We start from the raw sequence: 21,389 nt of genomic DNA, 5'->3' as shown, positions 1-21,389 counted from the left end.
TCGAGATGTCTGGTGGTCTATGGCAATCTCGTGGGCTGGCAGGTCATAGCATTATGCCATCTATTGCCTCAGGGTCCCGCGTTTTCGCATCAATACGACCGTGCATGCCGATAAAGTTCCCGCTACTTGATTTTTTTGATTGGGTGTCATGAGGCTGCAGGGCTTTGTGGTTTTAAATGCGAGTTATTGCTTTTGTTTGGCTCAGCACTATCCAATATTAACTGTTGTATAACGTTCATGTTGGTGGTATCGGTCATGGACATTTCATAACATTGGGTTTTATTAATCGGCCTAATGCGCTTTACTTTCGTGTTGGCGTTGAATTAGAGCGGGGTCGACGCATTGGTATTTGTTGGTGAGGGGGGGTTGATGGATCTTTGGACAACCATATCAGTGTTGATTTTAGGGATGGTCGAAGGTCTGACGGAATTTTTGCCTATATCAAGTACGGGGCACCAGATAGTTGTCGCGGACTTGCTCAGCTTCGGCGGCGAGCGAGCCATGGCCTTTAACATCATCATTCAATTGGGCGCGATCCTGGCGGTTGTCTGGGAGTTCCGTCGCAAGATTCTCGATATCGTTACCGGCTTACCGACCCAACGCAATGCACAACGTTTCACCTTGAATCTATTAATCGGTTTTCTTCCGGCAGTGGTCTTGGGGGTATTGTTCGCCGATAAGATCCATGAGTATCTGTTTAATCCGATCACTGTGGCAGTGGCATTAGTGGTGGGGGGCGTTGTCATGTTGTGGGCAGAGCAGAGGGACCACGTGGTGCACGTCGACCATGTCGACGACATGCGCTGGCCGGATGCGCTGAAGGTAGGCTTCGCGCAATGCCTGGCGATGATACCGGGCACTTCCCGTTCCGGATCGACCATTATCGGCGGGTTGCTGTTTGGCCTGTCGCGCAAGGCCGCCACCGAGTACTCGTTCTTCCTGGCGATGCCCACCATGGTCGGTGCGGCGGTGTATTCAGGCTACAAGTACCGGGAGCTGTTCCAGGCCGGGGACCTGCCGGTTTTCGCCCTTGGGTTCGTCACGGCGTTCTTTTTCGCCATGATCGCCGTGCGCGGCTTGCTCAAGTTCATTGCGAACCACAGTTATGCCGCGTTCGCGTGGTACCGGATTGTTTTCGGATTGTTGATCCTGGCGACCTGGGCATTCGGTTGGGTGAACTGGACGGCGGCGGCCGCCAGCTGACCGGCGAGCCAGGCGGATCGAACCGCCTGGTTTAAATGGCGAGAACAACCGGGCATCAACGCCCTTCAAGCAACCCGGCCGCTTGATCGAGCAAGGCCAGGGGCTCCTTGGCCTTGTGGATATCCACCGACAACAACTGCCGAAACTTGCGCGCCCCCGGGAACCCGGTACCCAGCCCCAACACATGCCGCGTGATGTGGTGCATCGAACCGCCGGCATCGATGTGTGCAGCGATATACGGCCGCAACTGCGCCAGTGCTTCGGCACGGGTGATCACCGGCGCCGTACTGCCGAACAACTGCTGGTCCACCTGGGCCATCACATAAGGGTTGTGATACGCCTCGCGGCCCAGCATCACGCCGTCGAACGTCTGCAAATGCTCGTGGCAGGCCTCCAGCGTCTTGATGCCGCCGTTGAGGATAATCTCCAGTTCAGGAAAATCCGCCTTCAACCGCGCTGCTACGTCATAACGCAGAGGCGGGATGTCACGGTTCTCCTTCGGCGACAACCCCTCCAGAATCGCAATCCGCGCGTGCACGGTAAAACTGGTGCACCCGGCATCCCGCACCGTGCCGACGAAATCACACAGCTCCTCGTAACTGTCCCGGCCATTGATCCCGATACGGTGCTTGACCGTCACTGGAATCGACACCGCATCACGCATCGCCTTCACACAATCGGCCACCAACTGCGGATGTCCCATCAGGCACGCACCGATCATATTGTTCTGCACCCGATCGCTCGGGCAGCCGACATTCAGGTTCACCTCGTCGTAACCATGCTCCTGTGCCATGCGCGCACACGCCGCCAGGTCCAGCGGCACACTGCCGCCAAGCTGCAACGCCAGCGGATGCTCGGCCTCGTTGTGGCGCAGGAAACGCTCGTGATCGCCGTTGAGCAGGGCACCGGTGGTGACCATTTCGGTGTAGAGCAGGGCGTTTTTCGACAGCAGGCGCAGGAAGAAGCGGCAGTGGCGGTCGGTCCAATCCATCATGGGTGCAACGCTGAAGCGCCGAGACAGTGCGGGGCTTGATTCTGCTGGGCTAAAGCTCTGTTTTTGAATCATTTTACTCAACGTGTTTTCAGCGTGTTTTGGGGCGTTTTCAGGCGTTTTTTAAGTCTCGGTGGTACGATGTACTACTCAAAAACTGACGCGTACCACTTTCGATATGGCGACTATCAGGGCAAGAAAACTGGCAGATGGGACTGTGAGCTACACGGCTCAGATCCGCATCAAGCGCGACGGAGTGCAAGTCTACCAAGAGAGCCAGACCTTCGCCCGAAAACAGGCCGCCCAGATTTGGGCGCGTAAGCGCGAGTCGGAGCTGGATGAGCCTGGTGCGATCGAGCGGGCGAGCCGCAAGGGTACCACTCTCAAAGAGATGACCGATCGCTACCTGGTCGAAGTCGAGAAAGCCCGGCCGCTGGGCAAGACCAAGCGAGCGACACTCAACGCCATCGGTGAGACGTACCTAGGCGAGTTGACCGATACGGATATCAATACTCAGTGCCTGGTCGATTTTGCACTTTGGCGGATGAGTCCGGAGGGTGGTGGGGTTCAGCCACAAACCGCCGGCAATGACCTCGCCCACCTCGGGGCTGTACTAGCGATTGCCAAAGACGCATGGGGTTACCAGGTTGATCCGCTCGCCATGGGCGGCGCCAGGCGGGTGCTACGCAAGCTGGGCTACAACCTGAAAAGCCGGGAGCGTGACCGCCGACCGACTTTGGACGAATTGGAAAAGGTGCTGAAGTACTACCAGGACATGCAGGCGAGGCGTCCGACCGTCATCAATATGCTGAAAGTCGTGGGTTTTGCCCTGTTTTCCATGCGCCGGCTGGATGAAATAACGCGTATTCGCTGGGCGGATGTCGACGAGCCTGGTCAGCGGGTGCTGGTGCGCGACATGAAGAACCCCGGGCAGAAGATCGGCAACGATGTTTGGTGTTACCTACCGGACGAAGCATGGCAGATCCTCCAGGCAATGCCGAAGGTCGGCGACGATATCTTCCCCTACAGTCCTGAATCTATCTCTACGTCATGGGCGAAAGCTTGCAAGTTCCTGGAAATCGCAGATTTGCACTTCCACGATCTTCGCCATGAAGGAGTCAGTCGCCTGTTTGAAATGGATTGGGATATCCCGCGTGTGGCAAGCGTTTCCGGACACAGGGATTGGAATTCGATGAGGCGTTACACCCACCTGAGGGGCAAGGGTGATCGATATTTGGGGTGGGAGTGGTACGAGAAGATATTGAGGGCACCCGTCCAACTGGGCGCCGCATCAATGAAGTGGCTCAATAGGCGTGTTTTAACCTGTTGAGCTGGCTGTGTTCTTTAACAGCGGCCGCGCGTTGTAAGTCCAGATACGCGGCCAAGTCGGAGAGGTGGATGCCCTTGGCCGACTTCTGGCTCGGTTCCAGGCGGGTGATAGGCAGCTTGATCTGACCGCTCATCACCTTGCGCTGGAACATGTCCGGCGTCAGATGGGTGAAGTAATCCCGGCAAGCCAGCTCCAGCGGGATGATTGCTTGGCCATCGTACTGAGCCATCAGGATAAAGTAGCCCATTCCGCCATGCGCTCATATTCATATAATGGCATTCCACATATTACACATCCAAATCCGCAGCGCTGCCTAACTTCGCGTTGAATTGGGAGAGGGATGTTTCTGTTTGTGCACTTTTCTTCTGTTTCCATACATTGCTCCTAGCAATTCGGTTTCTCCAGCCCAGAAAAAAGTCCCCGCACTTGGCTTAGGTGAGGGCTCTTGGATAAAAGCGACGTTACCTTATCCGACGGCAAAAAAACCTGCCTTGTCCTTGGGCTTGCCCAGCACATAGGCTACATGCACCACTTCTGCCAATTCACTCATTCGCATAGGTCTTGCTCCTTGTGATTGCGCCCTGATGGCCAGGGCCAGCGTAGCGCATGGGACGTACCGGCGGGAGTTCCTTTCTGTTCATTGTGGCAGCGCGGTGGTCACTTTAGATCACGAGACTCTTTCCTCTTCGCAGCCTGGCAACCCTGTCCGGGAAACAACGCATGTCCAACACTCTCGAATGCCTCCCTTGCCGCCGAAATCAGAATGGCATCCAGACTTACTTGGGCTGTGCGCTGAGGTCCTGCGGGGGAGATCTATCGCGCCTCGGACGGAGGAAGGGTGTTGCCCTTTTTTGGTGCAAGGTCGGCTGGGTAGGCTAGTCTTAACCTGGCGCGCGCCGTCGTCCCCCCGCCACGCCTGCGGGCTAAATGTGTCGTTTTTTCTGCATACCCGCACCCAGCTAAAACCCGCCCAAGCTGGGGGCTGCGCACGCGAATGTGTGGTGGAAAAAGCCTGCGGAACCCTGCACCGAGGGGAGAGTTCCAGTGAGGGCGTGGTTGCCCAGCAGTTACAGGGGAGGGGAGAGGTCTGAGAAAGAGTAATTTCGGTAACTGTATTGAGACTTTCAGTCCGGAGGCCACGTATTCCGTGAGCTTGAGGATTACAAAAAGGAGTAACAGTGGAGTAACTGAAAAAGTAATTAATCTGTAAAGCATTGATTTGTAAGGATTTCAGTGTGATGAAGGATTGCATTAAAATAGAGTAATCAGATTACTTCAATATTACTTAAAGATTACCTTTTTGCAGGATGAAAAAACCTTTATTTTCAATGGTTGAGCGAACGGAGCAGTCAAGATTACTGATGTTACTCTTTTTTTGGCCAAAAAATTTTGGGATCTATAATCGCCTACATGCAGGCGCGCACGTACGAACGGCAGTTGTGGGCCAGTGCGATTTCAGTTGCGGGTGAAGCGTGTGGATAGTGTCGGGATTGGAGCGACAGGCAATCGCTACATGGATGAGCATGGGGCGCTGCAGGCCCTGGCGGGATGCTGGATCGTGGTAGTAAGCCCAAGCTGAGTAACTAAGGAGGGACTGGCGCGAGCTCAAAGAATTGGTGCTATCACCGGCAACGGCGATCACGGTCTGATCGCCTTGATCGCGTGCCATTGCTTCGTGAAAGCGGTCTCAGTCATGAGTCAGAGACTTAAAACTCATTCAGGATTTATTGTTTGGATCAGGCAGTAACCACGACTTCTTACTGAACGGAGGAGGCGGTCGCCTTTGGTGAACCTCTTGAATTTCGCTTGCAATCTACTGAGGCACATGGGCAACCCTTTGTAATTATAAGGGTCCTTATTTAACTTCATAAGGATTTCCTCATTGCTAACAACGCGCTCCTTGCAGCTTGCTAATAAGTCAAGCACTACGCACTCCGTGCGAGTTAAATTGATAATCGTTAGATTGTTAGAAAGCAGACGTTGGGGTTTGTTGAGCGCCCAAGTTTGTAACTTCGGCATATTGATGCTGTTAGATACACGCGTAGAGCCACGTGGGTCGAACCAGACAGAAACCTCATCGATAGTACGTCCGAGGGCTATAAAGTCTCCCTCGGAAGGGTTGAGCGGAGCGGGTGTTAGATCTTCTGGCATAGCGCTTCCTCCATGCATAAGAAAAGCGTAGCCCAAGAGGTGTGCCCACTGTAAACAGACGACGAAAAAAACTTAACGTCGTGTCTGGGATTAGTTGACCACTACATCTAATGGATAGAGATGGTGGTACGAAAGAGGTACGCGGTAAAAACAGATCATCTGTAAGCCTTTATTTACAAGGCTTTCAGGATTAGATGTTCCAATCCATCATGGGCGCGACGGAGAAACGGCGAGACGGCGGGGCGGGTGTAGCGTTGGCTGCGGACATTGGCAATCTGGAATCGGTGAGGCTGGGAGGTGGGGAGTTTATCAGGATTGGGATGACGGGGCTCAGGAGTCCGAATACCGGCAATCAGGTCTGTTTAATTCAGTACGAAAATGTCAGATATTTCCTGCAGCTCGCGTCTCCATCGCCCGCGTTGCACTCCCTCAGCCACCGGGATAGCTTTTTTGCGTCGCTGCAAATTCAGTGTCAAGGGTGTGGAAGTCCTTCACAAGATCTGGGCGCACAGGCGCCACCTGAATTTAGGCAGGCGCTTCTTTCAAGGCTGCTGTTAAATTATGGCGGCTGTGCGCGGGGCGCTGTCGATGCGGCAACTGGCTATGGGTGGGCGACTTGTTGGTGAATCGAAGTTTGGACAATGTCGATCCCCAAGGCAGTGAGCGATCGCCAGGTGCACACGGTTCCTGAACCAACGCTATCACCCCACAAAGTTTCATGATGCCCGGCACAGCCGAGGCATAGGATGACCGCCAAAGGTCATGTCCCCCGCGCCTCAACCCACAGGAAGGAAAAAATGTTCGCAAACCTGATCAAGGTCTCGCTAATCGCAGGTGCCGTGCTGTTGAGCGCCTGTTCGGGTGTGAGTGCCCCTCGCGATTATTCGGCTGACTCGGTGCAGCCGGCCGGCTTTGGCCCGGGTCCCACCCACAGCAACGTCAACCAGATGAATTTCCATGGCAGTGCGTTGGGCAATAGTTTTGGCGAGTACAGCTCGAGTTTGCTGCACGGCGATTGATACGCGCTGCACAATCAACAAGGGCGCTCCCTCGGGAGTGCCCTTGTTGTGCGAAAAAAACAATCCATTACTTCGCGTTTGGCACCGCCAACCACTGCCGCAGAATCTTCTGATAATTGCCCGTTGCCTTGGCCAGGTGCAGCCACTGATCGACGTACAGCTTCCAGGTGATGTCGTCACGGGGTAGCAGGTAGGCTTTTTCGCCGTATTGCATGTGGTGCGTCGGGTTGACGGCGCACAGGCCCGGTTTGAGCTTCTGCTGATACAGCGCCTCCGATGCATCGGTGATCATCACGTCAGCCTTTTTATCCAGCAGTTCCTGGAAGATGCTCAGGTTATCGCGCAGCTGCAATTGCGCCTGGGGCAGGTAGGCGTGGACGAACGCTTCGTTGGTGCCGCCGGCGGGTTCGACCAGGCGAACCGAGGGCTGGTTGATCTGTTCGACCGTCTGGTACAGCGCCTGGTCTTCGCAACGCACCAGCGGGATTTTGCCGTCGACGTCCAGGATGTTGCTGAAGAAGGCTTTTCTCTGCCGTTCCAGGGTGACCGAGATGCCGCCCATGGCGATGTCGCACTTGCCGGCGAGCATGTCGGGCATCAGGGTTTTCCAGGTGGTGGGCACCCACTCGACCTTGACGCCCAGGCTGTCGGCCAGGGCGCGGGCCATGGCGATGTCGATGCCGGAATACGCGCCGTCCTCGGCCTTGAGGGTGTAGGGCTTGTAGTCGCCGGTGGTGCAAACGCGCAGTTGTCCCTGTTGCATGACGCTGTCCAGATGCGAAGGTTCTGCCTGGGCGCCAAGGGAGAGTGCGAGCAAGCCGCCGAGCATCATTGCTCTTTTGATTTTCGTCATTGTTATCGGGCTTTTGTGCTGGAGTGGTTTTGAAGGGGGGAGTGTAGTGAAACTTTCACCGGTGTGAAAAATCAATGCCCCCTGAAGATGCCTCATTCCACTTCCGGGCTCAACGTCCCCAACCACGCCACCAGCCCCACGATCAACACCGCTGCAGCCATTTCCGCTACCACGCTGCGCCGAAGTGCATGGGCTGCCACGCGATACTGGCCCTCGCGCAATGACCGCTCCAGCAAGGGGCCAAGATGAAAGCGGTTCAGCGCCGCCAACACCAGCATCCCGGCAAACAGCAGCACTTTGATCGTCAGCAGAATTCCGTAATGGCTGAGTAAAACCTCATCGAGTCTCGGCCCGAGGATGAACAGGTAGTTCACCACGCCCGTCACGGTGATGATCACGACGATCAGCGCACCGACAAGCTCGAATCGCCTGATGGCGTGAGCCAGCAAACGAATGTGTGCTTCGGTTTGCAGGCCCCGGGGTTGCGCCATCAACGCGAACGCCAGCAACGCGCCGAGCCAGGCGCCCGCCACCAGCAAGTGCAGGATGTCTGTCGTGAAGTGCCAGTAACGACGGCTGCCTTCGTCCATGGCGCCATGCCCGCTCCAGGCCAGGCTGGCGAGGGCGATGCCGCCGGCAGTGCTGGCGATCACCAGGCTGATGCCGGGGGCGCGTGGGTTGAGCATCACCGCCAGACCTGCGACCGCCAACGCAGTCATCCGCACGGCCCAGGCCATCCCGACGTCTGTCTCGAACAGCATCATCTCGAGGTGAGGGCGTAGCTCGGCAACGTCTGATTCGCCGCTCATGGCGCGGACCATCAGCACCATGCCGGCGATGGACAGCAGCGCGCCGAGTCCGGCAGTTCCCGTCAGCCATCGGCGAAAGGGCAGCACCGTCCCGGATAGCCGTTCCTGTCCTTTAAAGCTGTACAGCCCGAACAGCGCCACGCCAAACAACAGCATCAAATCCACATACAACACAAACCGCAGAACGACGTTGGCCGAGTCGCTCATTGATCATTTCACTTTGAACGTGACGTTGCCGGTGATCGGGTGGGTGTCCGACGACACCGCGCGCCATTCGACCTTGTAGGTGCCGGCAGTCAAGGCTGTTGTCGGGGTAATGAGCATGGTTTTCGGATCACTGCCGCCGCTGACCTTGGCCTTGACCGGCATCGGGGCGTGGGCCATGCCGGGCATTTCGGTCATCAGCAGTTTGGCGCCGGAAAACTGGGTGACAAGGTTTTCGGAAAAATGCAGTTCGATCTTGTCGGGCGGCGCACCTTCTGCGCCTTCCACTGGAGTGGAGGCGAGCAGTTTGGGGTGCGCTTGAGCGAGGGTGCTCATGAGCAGGCCGCTGAGTAACGCGATAACGACGGCGGTGGGTTTGATGATGCGCATGCAAGGTCCTTTACCGCTCGAAGCGGTTGTTGTTGGTTTTGGCTGAGTCTGTTCAGAACCACATCCGAAGTCCGAGCACGAGGCGGGTTTCGCTGCGGTCCTCGCCTTCGTCGTTGGCGTAGTCGGCGGTGTTGCCGTAGGTGCGGTTCCAGGTCACGCCGAGGTACGGCGCGAATTCCCGGCGGATTTCGTAGCGCAGGCGCAAGCCGGTCTCGGTGTTGGACAGCCCCGCGCCGATGCCCCGTTGCGGATCGTTTTTGCCGTAGGCGTTGAGCTCGAGGGTCGGCTGCAGGATCAGCCGGTTGGTCAGCAGGATGTCGTAGTCGCCTTCCAGCCGCACGGCGCTCTGGCCGCCTTCGCCGATGAAGGCCGTGGCTTGGGCCTCGAAGTTGTACAGCGCCATGCCTTGCACGCCGAATGCGGCCCAGGTTTGCGGGGCGCCGGGTTTGAAGTCCTGGCGCACGCCGCTGACGACGTCCCACCACGGGGAAATGGCGTGGCCCCACAGGGCCTGGATTTCCGCGTCCTCGGTCACGCCATTGGTGCGCTCGCCTTCGGACCGCAGCCACAGGCGATCGATGTCGCCGCCGACCCAGCCGGACAAGTCCCATGCCAGGGTGCTGCCGTCATTGGCGTCCTGCCATTCCAGTTTGTCGGTGAGGAAAAACGAATTGAGTGTGGTGTCGTGCACATGGTGGCCGGCGGGATCGGTATACACCGCAGCGCGATCGGCATCGGTCAGCACCGGGATCGGCGTACGGCTTTCGCTGGGGGCGGCGGGCTGCATCTGGCCCTCGTCCATGCTCTGCATCTGGCCGTGGTCCATCTGGCTGTGATCCATGCCTTGCATGCCGTCGCTGGCGGCCAGCGCCGTCGAGGTCACGAGTGCGAAAAAAACCGGGGTGAATCGAATCATGGGGTGCGCCTCATTCTTCCACGCGAACTTCACGGAACATGCCCATTTCCATGTGGTACAGGAGATGGCAGTGATAGGCCCAGCGGCCGAGCGCATCGGCCGTGACCCGATAGCTGCGCCGGGAGCCCGGTGGCATGTCGATGGTGTGTTTGCGCACCATGAACTGGCCGTTCTCGTCTTCGAGGTCGCTCCACATGCCATGCAGGTGGATGGGGTGCATCATCATCGTGTCGTTGACCAGCACGATCCGCAGCCGCTCGCCGTACGTGAGGCGCAGCGGTTCTGCGTCAGAGAACTTCACACCGTTGAACGACCAGGCGAATTTTTCCATGTGCCCGGTCAGGTGCAGTTCGAGGGTACGGCCGGGTTCGCGGCCGTCCGGGTCTTCGAAGGTGCTGCGCAGGTTGGAGTAGGTGAGCACGCGGCGCCCGTTGTTGCGCAGGCCCATGCCGGGGTCGTCGAGTTTCGCTGATGTGGACATGGCTTGCATGTCCACCAGCGGGTTGTCGGTTTCCGAGGCCGGGTGGGACTGCATGCCGGGCATGTCGCCCATGGCCATGTTGCTGTGATCCATGTTCGCCATGCTGCCGTGGTCCATGCCGTCCATGCCCATGTCATCCATGGTCACCAGGGGGCGTGGGTCCAGTGCTGGCAGCGGTGCTACGAGTCCCGCCTTCACCGCCAGGGTGCCGCGTGCGTAGCCGGTACGATCCATCGCCTGGGCGAACAGGGTGTAGGCCGCTTCGGTCGGTTCGACGATAACGTCGAAGGTTTCCGCCACGGCAATGCGAAACTCGTCGACGCTCACCGGTTTGACATGGAGGCCATCGGCGGCGACCACGGTCATTTTCAGGCCGGGGATGCGCACGTCGAAGTAACTCATGGCCGAGCCGTTGATGAAGCGCAGCCGCAGCTTTTCCCCCGGGCGGAACACCCCGGTCCAGTTCATGTCCGGCGCCTGGCCGTTCAACAGGTAGGTGTAAGTGGCGCCGCCGACGTCCGCGAGGTCGGTGGGGTTCATCTTCATCTCGGCCCACATCGTGCGATCGGCGACGGTCGGCCCCCAGCCTTGTTCGCTGACGTCGTGGATGAAGTCGCCTACGGTGCGCTTGTTGAAGTTGTAGTAATCGGACTGTTTTTTCAGCGTCTTCATCAGGTCGACCGGGTCTTCGTCGGTCCAGTCGCTGAGCATCACCACGTAGTCGCGGTCGTACTGGAACGGCTCCGGGTCCTTGGCGTCGATTACCAGCGGGCCGTAGACGCCGGATTGTTCCTGGAACCCCGAATGGCTGTGATACCAGTAGGTGCCGTTCTGCCGCAGGGTGAACTGGTAGACGTACAGGCCGCCCGGCTCGATGCCCTTGAAACTCAGGCCCGGCACACCGTCCATGTTGGCCGGCAGCAAGATGCCGTGCCAGTGAATGGAGGTGCTGTCCTTGAGTCTGTTGCGTACCCGCAGCGTCACCGTATCGCCTTCACGCCAGCGCAGCAGCGGGCCGGGAATGCCACCGTTGATGGTCAGTGCAGTGCGCGGGGTGCCGGTGAAGTTGACCGGGGATTCGCCGATGAACAGGTCGAAATCATTACCGGCCAACACCTGCGGTTCGCCGGGACTGCTGATCGCCCAGACCGGCGTGCGCCATAACCCGAGGCCGCCGAAGAGCCCGCCGATGGCCAGGCCTTTGACGAAGGTGCGTCTTGAAGTGTGGGAGTGCATGCCGTGTGTTCCGCCCGTCAGCCTGTTGAACTTGTCGACGAGGCTAGCGGGCGGTGCCTTTCAGCTGGCTGAGGCGGGGATTACAGTTTTGACAGGTTGGACGTCGCTTTCTGGCTTGAAGCGGACTTTTCCCTTGAGGCCACGGTGTCGCCGCAGTTGATGTAGGAGGACGACTTCAACCAGCGCTGATCCGGGTAGTAGGAAAACAACAACTGCCCGTCCTTCATCGAATCAATCAGCCGATGGGCAATCGCCGGTCTGACGGCCGGGCAACCCAGGCTGCGGCCGATCCGGCCATTGGCGCGGGCCAGCACCGGGCTGACGTAGGGTGCGCCGTGAATGACGATGGCCCGGTCAAAGGCGTTGTCGTTGAAGCCGGGCTCCAGGCCTTCCATGCGCAGCGAGTATCCGTTCTGGCCGAGATAGCTTTGCTGGGTGCGGAACAGACCGAGGCTGGTGGCGTGGCTTTCATTCTGGTTGGAGAACAGCGTCGCCATGTTTTCGCCGCTGTTGCGGCCATGGGCGACCAGTTCGTGAAACAGCAACTTGCGCCGTTTAAGGTCGAAGACCCACAGGCGTTGTTCGGTCGAAGGCAGGGAGTAATCGATCACCGCCAGTCTTTGGGCTGGGGCGACGCCTTGGGCACGGCTGCATTGGGTGGCGCGAACGGCCAGGGCAATCACTTTGGCGTCGGCGCCTGGTGCTGCTTTGACCAGCGCGTTTTCAAGCGAATCGGCGTAGGCTGACGTTACTGAAAGACACGTCAGTAATATGGCAAATAAAAGGCCAAAGCGGTTTAGCGCCATAGTCGGGTCCCATCATGATAATTTCGAGTCTAGCAGCGCGCGCAAAGCTGGCGCCGTTGAATCGGGGGATTAAGGATTATCCATGGTGCAATTAACAAGGTCATTCGTCATAAGCCGCATGTTTTTTATGGGCTTTCTGATCAGCGGTGCCGCATTTGCGCAAACTTCGCCGATTGAGCCGGTATCTGCAGCGAGCAGCATAAGCGATGCCGCGGCGCCTGACGATGCAGTCGGCCAGGCGATTCAGGCCACGCTGGAACCGCTGCGCTCGGCCTTTCCGCCGTTGCTCACGTCGAGGCGCAATCAGCGTGTGGACGTCAGCCGGGTGGTGCTGGATTTCTATATGCATCGCAACTATCGCGCCGCGTGGACGGATGATCGTGATGTGCTGCAGTTACTCAAGAGCCTCGAAGACACCAAGGTCGACGGCCTGACCCCGGCGGACTTCCGTATCACCGAACTGGCCCAGGCCCATGAATCGCTGATGGCCGCCATGCCTTCCACGGCACAGCGGGCGATGTTCGACATGGCGGCCACCCGTACCTTCATCACTGCGCTGCTGCAACTGCGCCGGGGCAAGGTCGATCCGTCGCGGCTGGACATTCACTGGAATTTCGATCCTGCCGGCAGCAATGCCCGCGAGGACATGAACAACCTGTTCGCCGCCCTCGATGCCCATGACGTGGCACGTGCATTCGCCGATGCGCCTCCCCAGGAACAGATTTACCGCAATTTGCGCGGGGGCCTGGCCCGGTTACGCCAGGTGCGGGATGCGGGTGGCTGGCCGAAAGTCACCGAAGGACAATCGCTCAAGCCCGGCATGGACGGGGTGGCGGTCGGACAATTGCGTGCGCGCCTGGTGGCGGGCGGGTACCTGGACCCGCACCTGGCGAAAAAAGCCGGTTACGACGACAAGGTCATTGCCGCGGTGAAGAAGTATCAGACCGAGCAATACCTGGGGGCCGACGGCGTGGCGGGGGCGGCGACGCTGGCGGCGCTGAACGTGCCGGTCGAGGCGCGGATCGATCAGGTGCGGGTCAACATGGAGCGCGCCCGCTGGCTGTTGTACAAACTTCAGGGCACGTTCGTGATCGTCGATATCGCCGGCTACAAGGTGGCGATGTACCGTGACGGTCTGCCGATCTGGCGTTCGCGGGTGCAGGTCGGCAAGCCGGTGCGCAGTACGCCGGTGTTCCAGGCCGAAATCACCTACATCACGTTCAACCCGACCTGGACCGTGCCGCCGACCATCCTCAAGCAGGACGTGATTCCGAAAATCCAGAACGATCCGGGCTATCTGGCGGCCAACCGGATTCGCGTGCTTGATCGCGAAGGCAATGTGCTCGATCCGTCGGACGTTGACTGGAGCAACCCGCGAGGCATCCACCTGCGTCAGGATGCCGGGCCCGACAGTTCGTTGGGGCAGGTAGTGATCCGCTTCCCCAACGACTATGCGATTTACCTGCATGACACGCCGCACCGCGAACTGTTTGCCAAGACGGTCCGGGCCACCAGCTCGGGCTGCATCCGCGTGGAAAACCCGCTGCAACTGGTCGAGTTGTTGTTCAACGACCCGGTGCGCTGGAACAGCGCCGGGATTCAAAAGCAGTTGGCCAATGGCAGGACCGAGAATATCCAGCTGCCGGTGAAGGTGCCGGTGCTGCTGGCCTATTGGACCGTGGACCTGAGCAATGACGGGCGGGTGACGTTCAAGCCGGACATTTATGATTACGATGCCCGGGTGTTGCAGGGCTTGAGTCAGCCGACGAAATTGCCTCCCCTGGATTTGCGTCAGGCAGAGATCCCGCTGGTGGTGACGGGGCAGAACCAACAGTAACCCAAGACTGAAAAGGCGCCTCGGGGAGCGCCATTTTTTTTGGGGGGGGGGCCACTGGTTTGGAGCGCGGGCACGGCCCCCTGTAGGAGCTGGCTTGCCAGCGATGGTCGTTAACGATAACGCGTGTGAACCGGATGAACGCGGTCCCCTGTAGGAGCTGGCTTGCCAGCGATGGTCGTGAACGATAACGCGTGTGATCTGGATAAACGCGGCGCACTGGAGTCCATCGCCAGCAAGCTGGCTCCTACAGTTTTCCGAGCCCTTTGGCAACCTTCCTAAAGCGCCAACCCTTGTTGCACCACTACAAGCAGATCGCTTTCTGTCAGCGCCACCGCATCCAGCTGTGCCGTGGCTTGCTCGATCGTTTGTAGCCACCAGTGTGTTTGGCCGTGTTCGTCCACGGTGCGCAGCAGGGCGAACTCGTTACCCGGAGAGTGAATCTCGACGCGCCCCTCGCCATCGGCGGTGAAGCGTGCAACCGGGTCAAAGGTCATGCTGTACCCGTTGCCGGAGATGACCAACTGGTCGATGGCGTAATCGTAGGCGTCACCATCGACATGACTTTCGATCACGTGGGTGGCGTTGCGCCGCAGGACCAGGCCCGCTTCGGTCAAGGGCAGCAGCCAGTGCTCGATCCGTTGATACAGTTCGTAGACCTGGCCCGGCCAGCCATCGATCGCCTGATCCGCGCCGGTAAGCCGTGTCTGTTTCAATTTTGCAGCGAGCTCGTCTGCCTTGCTCATGTCGATTCCCTGTATGGAGGTCAGTCTAATCGTAGCTCGTTGACGCGCAGGCCGTGCTGCCCTGGGTCATGTTTGCAGCACGGCCTGGCGGGTGTGATACCGCTGGGCAAGTGGTTGCCCATTTGACGCGGATAACCCCGTAAACTACGGCCCACAAAAACTGAGGGCTTTGGGCCGTTGCCCATGCCATGCCCCCGACAGGATGAACGTTTGCCCACGCGCTTTAACAACCCGGACCACGCCCCTGGCGTTGCATTGAAACGCATACCGCTGCGCAAGGCCGCGGTGTTGTTCATTGCCACAGTGTGTCTGTGCCTGTGTGGTTTGCTCTACCTGCAACTGGAACAGTCCCGTCGCCATGATCTGAGCCTGGCGCAAGTGGCGTCTTCGAACCTGACGCGGGCCATGGCGCAGCAAGCCGAAGACACCTTCATGAAGGCTGACCTGGTGCTGACCAGCCTGGTGGACTGGATTCAGGCCGACGGTTTCGGCCAGGACATGCGACCCCGCTTGCAGCAGACCTTTGCCCGGCGGGTGCTGGCACTGGATCAATTGCACGGCATCCTGTTGTTCGACCAGAAGGGCCAGTGGGTGGTGACCTCGTTTGAAAACCTGCCCCGGGGTGCCGGGGTCGCGGATCGCGAGTACTTCAAGTATCACCAGCAGAACGTATCGTCGGTGGCGCATATCGGCCCGGCCATCCGCAGCCGGGAAAACGGCGAGTGGATCATCCCGATTTCCAAACGGGTCAACGACAGGAACGGCCATTTCCAGGGCGTGTTGCTGGCCGGCATCAAGATGTCGTACTTCGACCAGTTCTTCAAAAGCTTCAGCCTCGACGACAACGGCTCGATGTTCCTCGGCTTGACCGATGGCACGCTATTGGCGCGTCGACCTTTTGTGGAGGCGCAGATCGGCACATCCCTGGCCCAGAGCGAGATTTTCCAGAAGTCCCTGCCACTGGCCACCTCCGGTAATGCGATATTCACCTCCGTCATCGACGGTGTGACGCGCCTGTACGCTTACCGACAGCTGGAGGCGTATCCACTGGTGGTCACTGCGGCGTCGTCCACGGAATCCATTCTCGCGGGCTGGTACGACACGGCGTTCCGCTCCAGCCTCATCGTTGCCCTGGTGTTGCTGGGCGTGGGGTTGTTCGGTTGGGTGTTCATTCATCAGGTGCGCGTGGGTGAGCGGGTCGAGTCGGATTTGCGCAGGGCCCAGGAAGCGCTGGAGCTGATCGCCACGCATGACAGCCTGACCGGCCTGGCCAACCGCCGGTTGTTCGAACGGGCGCTGGATATCGAGTTCGGGCGCGGTGCCCGGCAGGCAAGCCCCTTGAGCCTGATCATGCTCGATATCGATTACTTCAAGCGCTACAACGACACCTACGGCCACGTGGTGGGGGATCACTGCCTGGCCGAAGTGGCACGCGCGCTGAAGAGTTGCTGCCACCGCAAGGCCGATCTGGCGGTGCGTTACGGCGGTGAAGAGTTTGCGGTGCTGCTGCCCGACACCGACATCCGTGGCGCCATGTCGATTGCCGAGCAGATCCGTCGCAGTGTCATCGACAAGAACATCACTCACACCGGCTCGCCCAATGGTTACGTGACGGTCAGTCTCGGTTGCTATTCGTTCGTGCCCTCGGGGCGTGACAGCATGGACGTGTTTGTCGAGCGGGCCGATGCGGCGTTGTATCAGGCCAAGCATTCGGGGCGGAACCGCGTGGCTACGTTGTCGATGGCCGGTGCTTGCGAGGCATTGATGCGCTCTGATCGTTGAAGTGCTTTTGTTGCCGGTGGACCGTCTTGCTGGCCAGTCAGAATTGATCGTCTAGAGTTCCGTTAGCGCTGTCGAACCCGGCAGGCTCCCCCACGTAAGGACGATCGCCAACATGTTGCTACCTCAAACGTTGACAGCCGTTGCTCTGACCGTCGCAGCCGCTGCCATTTTTCCGCTGGTCAGCCAAGCGCAACCGAAAATCACCGCCGAAGAAGCGCATACCATCGGCGTGGATGCTTACATCTATTTTTACCCGCTGCTGAGCATGGACATCACCCGCAAGCAATTCACCAACATCGAGCCGGGCAAGGAATTCGGCAAGGGCCCGATGAACATGTTTGTCAGTGTGCCGCAGTACCCGCCAGCCGATTTCAAAGGGGTGGTGCGCTCCAACTTCGACACCTTGTATTCGATTGCCTGGCTGGATTTGACCAAGGAGCCGCTGGTGGTCGCCGCGCCGGATACCGACGGGCGTTTCTACCTGCTGCCAATGCTCGATATGTGGACCGACGTGTTCGCGTCGCCGGGCTGGCGCACCACGGGCACCGAGGCCGGCCAATTTCTGGTGACGCCGCCAGGGTGGACCGGCACGGTGCCCGCCGGGATGAGTCATCTGCCGGCGCCAACCCCGTTTGTGTGGGTCATCGGCCGTACCAAAACTGACGGCGCGGCGGATTACGCGGCGGTGCATAAGATCCAGGCCGGCTACACGGTGACGCCGTTGTCCCGGTTGGGTAAGGAGCCAGAAGCCGTCACCGTGAAAATCGACCCGGCAGTGGACATGAAAACGCCACCGAAGATTCAGGTCGACTCCATGTCGGCGGCCGATTACTTCACTTACGCTGCCGAGTTGCTGAAGGTGAACCCGCCGCACAGCACCGACCAGCCAATGCTGGCGCAGATCAAGCGTCTTGGAATCGAAGTCGGTAAGTCGTTCAACATGGAGGCGCTGGACCCGCAAATCCAGGCCGCGCTGCAAAGGGTGCCCCAGGATGCGCAGGCCTTGATGAGCTGGAAAGTGCCGACCCTGGCGCGGGAGGTCAATGGCTGGTCGATGAACACCGACACCATGGGCGTGTACGGCAACTACTACCTCAAGCGTGCCATCGTTACGCAGGTGGGGCTCGGCGCCAACCTGCCCGAGGACGCGATTTATCCGTTGAACATCGGCGACAGCAACGGCAAGCCACTCGATGGCGCGAACAAATACGTGTTGCATTTCAGCAAGGGCGAGACACCGCCGGTGAACGCCTTCTGGTCGGTCACCCTGTATGACCCGCAAGGTTTCCAGGTCGGCAATTCACTCAACCGTTTTGCGGTCAGTAGCTGGATGCCGTTCAAGAGCAACGCCGATGGCTCGCTGGACCTCTATTTCCAGAACGAAAGCCCCGGTAAGGATCTGGAGGCCAACTGGCTGCCGGCGCCCAAAGGCTCATTCAATCTGACCATGCGTTTGTACGGCCCGAAAGCCGAGGCGCTGAATGGCAAGTGGAACCCGCCGGCGATCAAGCAGCTGTAAGCCCTGGACGAAAAAAGCAGCCAACGACGTCATGTCATTGGCTGCTTTTGTTTGTCCAACTGCCCGTCCCGCCGCCAGCGCCGCCTGTTCCACCTCCGGGGGCACCGGTGCCACCGCCCGCGCCACTGCCCGGACCATTGACGCCGGTGCTGCCCATTGACGAGCCGGAGCCATGACTGCGGCCTGAGTCGCTGGAGGGGGAGCCGGGCCTGTTGCTGTCTGGCTGCATGGTTGAACTGCGGGTTGCGGCGGGTGCCGTACCGGTCGCGCCAGGACCCTCGCCGGACGCCGCAAAGGTGGCCACGGACGTAGCCGCCAACCATGCGGCCATGAGCAGCGAAGTCATTTTTATGTTCATCATGGTCGTCTCCAGGATGAGTCATTACCTGATGTTAGTGTGACAGGGCACACGGTGGGTGCCGATCCGGTTGACGAGTGGCGCGGGCCTTGGTGGGCCACCAATCCATGGCCCAACGAGAGCCCTGTGGGAGCAACTGTCTGCAGCATGCCTTTCGTCACCGCCCCCGGGACCGCTGACGCAACCTGCGAAACGTGCTGGTGTCACACGTCAGGCACCTCGTCCTCAGGAGTGTCCGTTCATGAAGAAGCTGCGGATCGCCACGTTCAACGTCAATGGCCTGCGCGCCCGGCTGCCCAACCTGCTGGCCTGGCTTGAGCGGGAAAAACCGGACATCGCCTGCTTGCAGGAATTGAAGGCAGTGGACAGCGCATTCCCGGCTGCCGATCTTGAAGCGCTCGGCTACGGCGCTATCTGGCAGGGTCAGGCGTCATGGAACGGCGTGGCGATCCTGGCGCGGGATGCGCAGCCGCTGGAGAGCCGACGCGGGTTGCCCGGCGATGACAGCGACAACCATAGTCGTTATCTGGAAGCCGCGGTCCACGGGGTTCTGGTGGGTTGCCTGTATCTACCCAACGGCAACCCGCAGCCGGGGCCGAAATTCGAGTACAAGCTGGCATGGTTCGAGCGACTGATCCGTTACGCGCAGGCGCTTCAAGGCAGTGAACATCCGGTGGTGCTGGCGGGTGACTACAACGTGGTGCCCACCGACCTGGACATCTATAACCCGCGCTCGTGGCTCAAGGACGCCTTGCTGCAACCGGAGAGCCGCGAGTGCTACCAGCGGTTGCTGGACCAGGGCTGGACCGATTCATTGCGGCACTTGCATCCGCAGGATCGGCTCTACACGTTCTGGGATTACTTCCGCCAGCACTGGCAGAAAAACTCCGGTCTGCGCATTGATCATCTGCTGCTCAACCCGGCCATGAGTCCGTACCTGCAAGACGCCGGGGTAGATGCCTGGGTGCGCAATGAGCCCCACGCCAGCGACCATGCGCCGACCTGGATTCAATTGGGTTCGCGCAGGCGGCGTTGAGTTTTTCATGACGAGTGATTGGCTAAATCAATTGTCGGTGGCCGTGCCGGATCCCGTATACATAGCGACCATTGGCGGAGCAATCCGCCGCTTGCGTGCAAAAGGATTGAACGATGAGCGAGCCACGCCTGACTGACCGTGCTTTGTATCTGCGACGCCTGGGCTTCGATGCACCCCCGGCACCGACCCTGGAAACCTTGCGCCAGTTGCAACTGCGCCATACCGGGGTTTTCCCGTTTGAAAACCTCACCACGTTATCCGGCGAACCGGTGCTGATCGACCTGCCGTCCATCGAGCAGAAGGTCTTGCATGCGGGTCGTGGCGGTTACTGCTACGAGCTCAACAAGCTGTTTCTGGCCTTGCTTCAGGAATTGGGTTTCGACGCCCGTGCCATCAGCGGTCGGGTGGTGATGGGACAGCCGGAGGGCGCCTGGACGGCCCGGACTCATCGCCTGAGCCTGGTCATCATTGACGACGTACGCTACATCGCCGACGTCGGCTTCGGCGGCATGGTGCCGACCGCGCCACTGCAGCTCGACTCCCGAGCTGAGCAGCTCACCCCTCACGAGCCGTATCGCATCGACCTGCACGTCGACGGTTTTACCCTGCGCGCCAATGTGGCCGGTGAATGGCGAGCGATGTACATCTTCGACCTGCAACGCCAGGAAGCTATCGATTTTGCTGTGGGCAACTGGTACGTCTCGACCCACCCCGAGTCGACTTTCGCCAGGCAGTTGATGGTGGCGCGCACCGGGGAGGGCTGGCGCCGTACGCTCAACAACGGCAGCTTCGCCATTCACCGGATCGGCCATGACAGCGAGCGGCGGGAGATGACGGATGTGCAGGAGTTGATTGGCCTGCTGGGCAGTGAGTTCGGCATCCGCGTACCGGAGCAGGCGCAATTGGTGCAGACGCTGGAGCGATTGATCGCAGCGCCGCAATAGCGGGCTGATCGCAGACATCACAAAGGCGGGTCAGATTGATCCGCCCTTTGTGCTTCAGGGCCGAACACCCGGCGCCATCACCCGTTGAATTTCGCGCAAGGCCTCTGCCAGTTTCTGCTCCAGGCCCTTGAGTTCGGCAGGCGTGAGGGTTTGTTTCAGTTTTGCCGTCTTGCCTTCGTTGAGCAGGGCCCGGCGCAACGTATTGTTGATCGCCGTCTGGTAGCCATACCCCTCGTGTTCTGCCAGTGCGCGGGCCGCTTCGATGACAGCGTCATCGAGCATGATGGTTATGCGGGTCTTGCCTTTGGCGGGCGCCACGGCCCCGCGCCTGGCGTCACTGAAGTCGTATTCGTCTTTCATCGGTCATGTCTCCAGATACTGACGGCGCTCGCTTTTGGTGGCGATGCGCGCGGAAATGATTCGAACGAAATTCGGATCGCGGTAGGTGTACGCGACGACCAGCAAACGGCCTTTGGCATCCAGCCCCAGGGTGATCCAGCGTTGTTCATCGTGGTGGTGGTCCTCGATGGTCAGCGCTCGTTCGTCATGGAACACCGGTTCAGTCTCTGCGAGGCTGATGCCTTGGTGCTTGAGTTTGTTGGCTGCGTTCTTTGCCTTGTGGAACTGAATGTCGAATGACTTCATTATGCATACTTTATATGTATATAGAAGGGGCGGGTCTTACCGATGGTCGCCAGGAATTGGAAAGACTAGTCAGCACCGAGGGGGAGGCTGCGAGGGATGTATTTCAAGGTTTTTGGCTGGGTCAGGAGGGTGGGTA

21 protein-coding genes are annotated in these 21,389 nt (G+C 59.3%); 8 read left to right on the top strand and 13 right to left on the bottom strand.

Annotated elements, in window-relative coordinates:
• Positions 1 to 369: 369 nt before the first annotated feature.
• Entirely contained in the window at positions 370 to 1,203 is an 834-nt protein-coding gene (locus AB7M25_RS20495; protein ID WP_429381586.1) for an undecaprenyl-diphosphate phosphatase, read from the top strand.
• Between the two features lie 55 nt (positions 1,204 to 1,258).
• On the opposite strand, the gene dusA is transcribed toward AB7M25_RS20495, so the two are convergent.
• The gene (dusA, locus tag AB7M25_RS20490; protein WP_429381588.1) at positions 1,259 to 2,269 is read right to left on the bottom strand and encodes a tRNA dihydrouridine(20/20a) synthase DusA; all 1,011 of its coding nucleotides are present in this window, start codon (positions 2,267 to 2,269) and stop codon (positions 1,259 to 1,261) included.
• 103 nt (positions 2,270 to 2,372) lie between these two features.
• On the opposite strand from dusA, the gene AB7M25_RS20485 reads away from it, so the two are divergent.
• Positions 2,373 to 3,524 (top strand): tyrosine-type recombinase/integrase, encoded by a 1,152-nt coding sequence (locus AB7M25_RS20485; protein ID WP_429381590.1) that lies wholly within the window; start codon positions 2,373 to 2,375, stop codon positions 3,522 to 3,524.
• Here AB7M25_RS20485 and AB7M25_RS20480 read toward each other — a convergent pair.
• Together AB7M25_RS20480 and AB7M25_RS20475 are read right to left on the bottom strand one after the other, a co-directional pair.
• On the bottom strand, positions 3,499 to 3,771 hold the full coding sequence (locus tag AB7M25_RS20480; protein ID WP_429381592.1) for a pyocin activator PrtN family protein: 273 nt from the start codon (positions 3,769 to 3,771) through the stop codon (positions 3,499 to 3,501). The genes AB7M25_RS20485 and AB7M25_RS20480 overlap by 26 nt on opposite strands.
• 1,466 nt (positions 3,772 to 5,237) lie before the next feature.
• Positions 5,238 to 5,675 (bottom strand): winged helix-turn-helix domain-containing protein, encoded by a 438-nt coding sequence (locus AB7M25_RS20475; RefSeq protein ID WP_429381594.1) that lies wholly within the window; start codon positions 5,673 to 5,675, stop codon positions 5,238 to 5,240.
• 797 nt (positions 5,676 to 6,472) lie between these two features.
• Between AB7M25_RS20475 and AB7M25_RS20470 the strand changes: the two genes are divergently transcribed.
• The gene (locus AB7M25_RS20470) at positions 6,473 to 6,694 is read left to right on the top strand and encodes a hypothetical protein (protein WP_429381596.1); all 222 of its coding nucleotides are present in this window, start codon (positions 6,473 to 6,475) and stop codon (positions 6,692 to 6,694) included.
• 67 nt (positions 6,695 to 6,761) lie between these two features.
• Here the strand turns inward: AB7M25_RS20470 and AB7M25_RS20465 are convergent, their stop codons facing one another.
• The 6 genes from AB7M25_RS20465 to AB7M25_RS20440 all read right to left on the bottom strand — a co-directional run bounded on the left by AB7M25_RS20465 (position 6,762) and on the right by AB7M25_RS20440 (position 12,389).
• Entirely contained in the window at positions 6,762 to 7,523 is a 762-nt protein-coding gene (locus AB7M25_RS20465) for a transporter substrate-binding domain-containing protein (protein WP_429381768.1), read from the bottom strand.
• Positions 7,524 to 7,639: 116 nt separating this feature from the next.
• Complete coding sequence (gene copD, locus AB7M25_RS20460; protein WP_429517986.1) at positions 7,640 to 8,563, bottom strand: copper homeostasis membrane protein CopD; 924 nt, start codon at positions 8,561 to 8,563, stop codon at positions 7,640 to 7,642.
• Positions 8,564 to 8,566: 3 nt separating this feature from the next.
• The gene (copC, locus tag AB7M25_RS20455) at positions 8,567 to 8,950 is read right to left on the bottom strand and encodes a copper homeostasis periplasmic binding protein CopC (protein ID WP_429381600.1); all 384 of its coding nucleotides are present in this window, start codon (positions 8,948 to 8,950) and stop codon (positions 8,567 to 8,569) included.
• A gap of 52 nt (positions 8,951 to 9,002) precedes the next feature.
• Complete coding sequence (locus tag AB7M25_RS20450) at positions 9,003 to 9,866, bottom strand: copper resistance protein B (protein WP_429517985.1); 864 nt, start codon at positions 9,864 to 9,866, stop codon at positions 9,003 to 9,005.
• 10 nt (positions 9,867 to 9,876) lie between these two features.
• Complete coding sequence (locus AB7M25_RS20445; protein WP_429381604.1) at positions 9,877 to 11,583, bottom strand: copper resistance system multicopper oxidase; 1,707 nt, start codon at positions 11,581 to 11,583, stop codon at positions 9,877 to 9,879.
• Positions 11,584 to 11,663: 80 nt separating this feature from the next.
• Positions 11,664 to 12,389: a murein L,D-transpeptidase catalytic domain family protein gene (locus AB7M25_RS20440; RefSeq protein WP_429381606.1), complete on the bottom strand. Its 726-nt coding sequence runs from the start codon at positions 12,387 to 12,389 to the stop codon at positions 11,664 to 11,666.
• An 82-nt stretch (positions 12,390 to 12,471) separates the two neighbouring features.
• Here AB7M25_RS20440 and AB7M25_RS20435 point away from each other — a divergent pair, with 82 nt between their 5' ends.
• Entirely contained in the window at positions 12,472 to 14,226 is a 1,755-nt protein-coding gene (locus AB7M25_RS20435; protein ID WP_454237938.1) for a L,D-transpeptidase family protein, read from the top strand.
• Between the two features lie 275 nt (positions 14,227 to 14,501).
• Here the strand turns inward: AB7M25_RS20435 and AB7M25_RS20430 are convergent, their stop codons facing one another.
• Positions 14,502 to 14,969 (bottom strand): hypothetical protein, encoded by a 468-nt coding sequence (locus AB7M25_RS20430; protein ID WP_429517981.1) that lies wholly within the window; start codon positions 14,967 to 14,969, stop codon positions 14,502 to 14,504.
• A 210-nt stretch (positions 14,970 to 15,179) separates the two neighbouring features.
• Between AB7M25_RS20430 and AB7M25_RS20425 the strand changes: the two genes are divergently transcribed.
• Together AB7M25_RS20425 and AB7M25_RS20420 are read left to right on the top strand one after the other, a co-directional pair.
• Positions 15,180 to 16,751, top strand: a complete 1,572-nt coding sequence (locus AB7M25_RS20425; RefSeq protein ID WP_454237937.1) for a sensor domain-containing diguanylate cyclase — start codon at positions 15,180 to 15,182, stop codon at positions 16,749 to 16,751.
• Between the two features lie 112 nt (positions 16,752 to 16,863).
• Positions 16,864 to 18,270 carry a DUF1254 domain-containing protein gene (locus AB7M25_RS20420; RefSeq protein WP_429381614.1) on the top strand — a complete coding sequence of 469 codons (1,407 nt, stop codon included), beginning with the start codon at positions 16,864 to 16,866 and terminating at the stop codon, positions 18,268 to 18,270.
• A gap of 34 nt (positions 18,271 to 18,304) precedes the next feature.
• Here the strand turns inward: AB7M25_RS20420 and AB7M25_RS20415 are convergent, their stop codons facing one another.
• The gene (locus AB7M25_RS20415) at positions 18,305 to 18,631 is read right to left on the bottom strand and encodes a hypothetical protein (protein WP_429381616.1); all 327 of its coding nucleotides are present in this window, start codon (positions 18,629 to 18,631) and stop codon (positions 18,305 to 18,307) included.
• A gap of 238 nt (positions 18,632 to 18,869) precedes the next feature.
• On the opposite strand from AB7M25_RS20415, the gene AB7M25_RS20410 reads away from it, so the two are divergent.
• Both AB7M25_RS20410 and AB7M25_RS20405 read left to right on the top strand, forming a co-directional pair.
• Entirely contained in the window at positions 18,870 to 19,664 is a 795-nt protein-coding gene (locus tag AB7M25_RS20410) for an exodeoxyribonuclease III (protein ID WP_429517978.1), read from the top strand.
• Positions 19,665 to 19,777: 113 nt separating this feature from the next.
• Entirely contained in the window at positions 19,778 to 20,608 is an 831-nt protein-coding gene (locus tag AB7M25_RS20405) for an arylamine N-acetyltransferase family protein (protein ID WP_429517977.1), read from the top strand.
• A gap of 54 nt (positions 20,609 to 20,662) precedes the next feature.
• Here AB7M25_RS20405 and AB7M25_RS20400 read toward each other — a convergent pair whose 3' ends face one another.
• Together AB7M25_RS20400 and AB7M25_RS20395 are read right to left on the bottom strand one after the other, a co-directional pair.
• A complete protein-coding gene (locus AB7M25_RS20400) occupies positions 20,663 to 20,968 on the bottom strand; it encodes a BrnA antitoxin family protein (protein WP_007978654.1) in 306 nt (101 codons plus the stop codon).
• Positions 20,969 to 20,971: 3 nt separating this feature from the next.
• Positions 20,972 to 21,253: a BrnT family toxin gene (locus AB7M25_RS20395; RefSeq protein WP_104449664.1), complete on the bottom strand. Its 282-nt coding sequence runs from the start codon at positions 21,251 to 21,253 to the stop codon at positions 20,972 to 20,974.
• Between the last annotated feature and the right edge of the window lie 136 nt (positions 21,254 to 21,389).

It is taken from the genome of Pseudomonas sp. AP3_22 TE3818 (assembly GCF_053628995.1).
This window is presented reverse-complemented; position numbering and strand designations above follow the sequence as displayed.

Bases quoted from the DNA above. Each gene is read 5' to 3' on its own strand.
- AB7M25_RS20395 (WP_104449664.1), bottom strand. From the start codon at position 21,253: ATGAAGTCATTCGACATTCAGTTCCACAAGGCAAAGAACGCAGCCAAC.
- AB7M25_RS20410 (WP_429517978.1), top strand. From the start codon at position 18,870: ATGAAGAAGCTGCGGATCGCCACGTTCAACGTCAATGGCCTGCGCGCC.
- dusA (WP_429381588.1), bottom strand. From the start codon at position 2,269: ATGATTCAAAAACAGAGCTTTAGCCCAGCAGAATCAAGCCCCGCACTG.
- AB7M25_RS20475 (WP_429381594.1), bottom strand. From the start codon at position 5,675: ATGCCAGAAGATCTAACACCCGCTCCGCTCAACCCTTCCGAGGGAGAC.
- AB7M25_RS20495 (WP_429381586.1), top strand. From the start codon at position 370: ATGGATCTTTGGACAACCATATCAGTGTTGATTTTAGGGATGGTCGAA.
- copD (WP_429517986.1), bottom strand. From the start codon at position 8,563: ATGAGCGACTCGGCCAACGTCGTTCTGCGGTTTGTGTTGTATGTGGAT.
- AB7M25_RS20440 (WP_429381606.1), bottom strand. From the start codon at position 12,389: ATGGCGCTAAACCGCTTTGGCCTTTTATTTGCCATATTACTGACGTGT.
- AB7M25_RS20435 (WP_454237938.1), top strand. From the start codon at position 12,472: ATGGTGCAATTAACAAGGTCATTCGTCATAAGCCGCATGTTTTTTATG.
- AB7M25_RS20480 (WP_429381592.1), bottom strand. From the start codon at position 3,771: ATGGGCTACTTTATCCTGATGGCTCAGTACGATGGCCAAGCAATCATC.
- AB7M25_RS20400 (WP_007978654.1), bottom strand. From the start codon at position 20,968: ATGAAAGACGAATACGACTTCAGTGACGCCAGGCGCGGGGCCGTGGCG.
- AB7M25_RS20450 (WP_429517985.1), bottom strand. From the start codon at position 9,866: ATGATTCGATTCACCCCGGTTTTTTTCGCACTCGTGACCTCGACGGCG.
- copC (WP_429381600.1), bottom strand. From the start codon at position 8,950: ATGCGCATCATCAAACCCACCGCCGTCGTTATCGCGTTACTCAGCGGC.
- AB7M25_RS20445 (WP_429381604.1), bottom strand. From the start codon at position 11,583: ATGCACTCCCACACTTCAAGACGCACCTTCGTCAAAGGCCTGGCCATC.
- AB7M25_RS20405 (WP_429517977.1), top strand. From the start codon at position 19,778: ATGAGCGAGCCACGCCTGACTGACCGTGCTTTGTATCTGCGACGCCTG.
- AB7M25_RS20485 (WP_429381590.1), top strand. From the start codon at position 2,373: ATGGCGACTATCAGGGCAAGAAAACTGGCAGATGGGACTGTGAGCTAC.
- AB7M25_RS20470 (WP_429381596.1), top strand. From the start codon at position 6,473: ATGTTCGCAAACCTGATCAAGGTCTCGCTAATCGCAGGTGCCGTGCTG.
- AB7M25_RS20465 (WP_429381768.1), bottom strand. From the start codon at position 7,523: ATGCTCGGCGGCTTGCTCGCACTCTCCCTTGGCGCCCAGGCAGAACCT.
- AB7M25_RS20420 (WP_429381614.1), top strand. From the start codon at position 16,864: ATGTTGCTACCTCAAACGTTGACAGCCGTTGCTCTGACCGTCGCAGCC.
- AB7M25_RS20430 (WP_429517981.1), bottom strand. From the start codon at position 14,969: ATGAGCAAGGCAGACGAGCTCGCTGCAAAATTGAAACAGACACGGCTT.
- AB7M25_RS20415 (WP_429381616.1), bottom strand. From the start codon at position 18,631: ATGATGAACATAAAAATGACTTCGCTGCTCATGGCCGCATGGTTGGCG.